Annotated in this window: 3 protein-coding genes; 2 read left to right on the top strand and 1 reads right to left on the bottom strand. The window is 39.9% G+C overall.

Annotation, left to right across the window (positions count from 1 at the left end; genetic code table 11):
* Positions 1–28 precede the first annotated feature (28 nt).
* On the top strand, positions 29–574 hold the full coding sequence (locus tag AACL61_RS07170; RefSeq protein WP_339111182.1) for a beta-galactosidase trimerization domain-containing protein: 546 nt from the start codon (positions 29–31) through the stop codon (positions 572–574).
* Positions 575–621: 47 nt separating this feature from the next.
* Here AACL61_RS07170 and AACL61_RS07165 read toward each other — a convergent pair whose 3' ends face one another.
* The gene (locus AACL61_RS07165; protein WP_339111181.1) at positions 622–1,602 is read right to left on the bottom strand and encodes a polyprenyl synthetase family protein; all 981 of its coding nucleotides are present in this window, start codon (positions 1,600–1,602) and stop codon (positions 622–624) included.
* A gap of 80 nt (positions 1,603–1,682) precedes the next feature.
* Between AACL61_RS07165 and AACL61_RS07160 the strand changes: the two genes are divergently transcribed.
* A complete protein-coding gene (locus AACL61_RS07160; RefSeq protein ID WP_035153225.1) occupies positions 1,683–2,582 on the top strand; it encodes a prenyltransferase in 900 nt (299 codons plus the stop codon).
* Positions 2,583–2,767 lie beyond the last annotated feature (185 nt).

Raw genomic sequence — 2,767 nt, 5'->3', positions numbered from 1 at the left:
AGCTAAGTGGGAGTAGTTCAAGTCCGGAATGGTAAATGAATCCGATAATGTCTATCCGGGCGGTTATCCTGGACCATTAAAAGATGTAATGGGGCTGTGGGTTGAAGAAAGTGATGCAATCCTCCCTAATAAAGATGTTAAATTAGCAATGACGACCGGGGATGAATTAATGGGACATTTGATAGCAGATTTAATTCGCCTTAATGGAGCCCATATCTTGGCTAAATACACTAGTGAATTTTATGCTGGGACTCCTGCGATAACCGAGAATACCTATTCAAGAGGGAAAGCATGGTATGTCGGTAGTCGCCTTGACCATGCTAGTCTCCGTAAGATCATTATGCATGTTGTTGATGATGTGCACCTTTCTGCGTTAGTCAAAGAGCAAACAGAATTGGAGATAACAAAACGCCAAAATTCTGCGGGCCAGGATATTTACTTTGTCCTTAATATGGGAAAGGGTAAACAACCATTACCAGTAGAATTTCAAAAGGGTTATCGAGACCTTTTGACTGGGGATTCACCTGAAACAATGCTTGATTCGTGGGATGTTGAAATCTTGGTTCAAGAGTAAAAAACAGCTAAGACTGAGAAATAGAATTTTTCTTAGTCTTAGCTATTTTAATTTACCCGTGTCAATAACTTATCTGCTACCAACTTCAACATCTTTCGGGTATGCTTATCTGCTAATTGATCAATTTCGGTTTGCGCTTTTTGTGTAAACCTAGTAGCAATTTCTTGCGCCTTTTTAACACCGCCATGAGTGACAACAATCTTTTGGACTTTTTCCATATCTTCAATCGTCATTTGGCGTTTTTTGGCAAGTAACGGTTCTAATTCATGTCGGTGATTTTGCAAGGTTAAAAGAAGGGGGAGGGAGTAAACACCAGTTGCTAAATCCTCTAAAATAGGTTTGTTAAGGCGTTCATCCCCCGAATAATCAAGAATATCATCCAATATCTGGAAGCTGATCCCGATGTTTTGCCCAATTCGTTTTGCTAAGTTGATGGTCCGACGATCTCCATGGCCAAAATAGGCTCCTTCTTCAGCGGCAAGACTAAAAATAGCAGCCGTTTTGCCGTTTACATTGCGATAATAATCGAGTAATGATTGGTCAAGATCAAAGCGATTATCCATCTGTCCTAATTCACCAGTAAGAATTTTGCGCATTGTCCGGGCGTTTCGTATCAGATAGGGAGATCCGGTCATCGTTTCTACGAGGAGGTCAAAGAAGATAGTAAAAAGGAAGTCTCCAGTATAGACAGCCGTATCTTTACCAAAGGCAGCTTGAACACTGACGGCTCCACGACGTTTAGGTGAATCATCAATAATATCGTCATGAATCAAAGTAGCCATGTGTAAAACCTCAAGTGAAGAGGCAATTTTAATTAGTTTTTCTTGCTCAGCTGCAGTTTGATGATTGATATTTGCAAATAAAAGAAAGAACGCTGGACGAAGGTATTTACCACCATTTGAAGCCATCTGTTGCAGGGCATCGTGTAGTTGGGGATTTTTAATTGTAATCCGGTCATTAATTGTTTGATTTACTTTACCTAGAGCGTTATTAATCGCCGGATAGGTATGGAAAAAATGTTGTTTCATTAATCGATAATTCCTTTGTTATGGTGTACCATCTATATTGTACCGAACAACTAAGGAATTATGAAAGGAAAATTTACTAAATGTCGTTAAATGTTTTTTTGGAATTAGTAGAAATTAAGGCCAAAACTGCCAGTATCTTACCGATGCTCCTCGGGGTTTGCCTTAGTGTCTATTATTATCATTCACTAAACCTGCTAAATTCAGTTCTGTTTTTCATTGCAATGCTATTATTCAATATGGCGGTTGATATGATGGATAATTATAATGATTATAACCATGCCATTGATACCGTTGATTATAAGAAAAATACAAATATTATCGGGCGGGAAAATATTTCACCGCGCTTAGTTCTCGGTCTCTTGCTTGCCTTTAGTATAGTAGCCGGCTTAATCGGAATCTATTTAGTTACCCGTGTTGGTCTTCCGCTACTATGGATGGGAATCTTTTGTTTTGCGATCGGCATTCTTTACTCTTCTGGTCCATTTCCTTTGTCAGGGTTGCCGGTTGGTGAATTTGCCTCGGGATTTACAATGGGATTCATGATTACCCTTATTTCTGTCTTTATTAATGTTGGCCCGCAATTTACATGGTCCTGGGCAAATATCGGGGTCGTCTTTCTCGTTGCTTTACCGGATGAATTGTGGATTTCCAACCTATTATTAGCAAATAATATTTGTGATGCGGGTGAAGATGAAGACAATCGCCGTCATACAGTTATTCACTTTATTGGGCAGAAAAATGGTCTATATGCATTTGCCATTAAGAACGTTTTAGCGTTTTTAGCTATTATTTTCGCCGCGGTTCTTCATTTCACGCCATGGACAGTCTTGTTAACCTTATTGATTATCCCATTTGTGGTTAAGCAAACACGGATGTTATTTGCTAAGCAAGTTAAGAAAGAGACATTCCCATGTGCAGTTAAAATACTATTAATTGGCTCACTGGTTCAAGTCGTAACGTTTGCGATTGGGCTAATATAAAAAAATCGGGTTCTGAACTTTTTCAGACCCGATTTTTTTACGTGCGCCCGGCATGGGTATTAGCTAGGCGGTGAGAGTCCGCTATGGGCCGTAGTAGTCGGAACCATGAGCTGAGGACAAGGGTGTCCACTGTGAGGTGGAATCTGAAGGAAGTCTAAGGCAAAGTACTGCACCGATGAACAAGA

The sequence above is a fragment of the Limosilactobacillus reuteri subsp. porcinus genome (assembly GCF_036621895.1).
Classification (GTDB): Bacteria; Bacillota; Bacilli; order Lactobacillales; family Lactobacillaceae; genus Limosilactobacillus; species Limosilactobacillus reuteri_J.
The sequence above is the reverse complement of the archived record's forward strand: the minus strand, read 5'-3'. Positions and strand labels throughout refer to the sequence as shown.

Coding starts and splice junctions, on each gene's coding strand:
- AACL61_RS07165 (WP_339111181.1), bottom strand. CDS start 1,602: ATGAAACAACATTTTTTCCATACCTATCCGGCGATTAATAACGCTCTA.
- AACL61_RS07170 (WP_339111182.1), top strand. CDS start 29: ATGGTAAATGAATCCGATAATGTCTATCCGGGCGGTTATCCTGGACCA.
- AACL61_RS07160 (WP_035153225.1), top strand. CDS start 1,683: ATGTCGTTAAATGTTTTTTTGGAATTAGTAGAAATTAAGGCCAAAACT.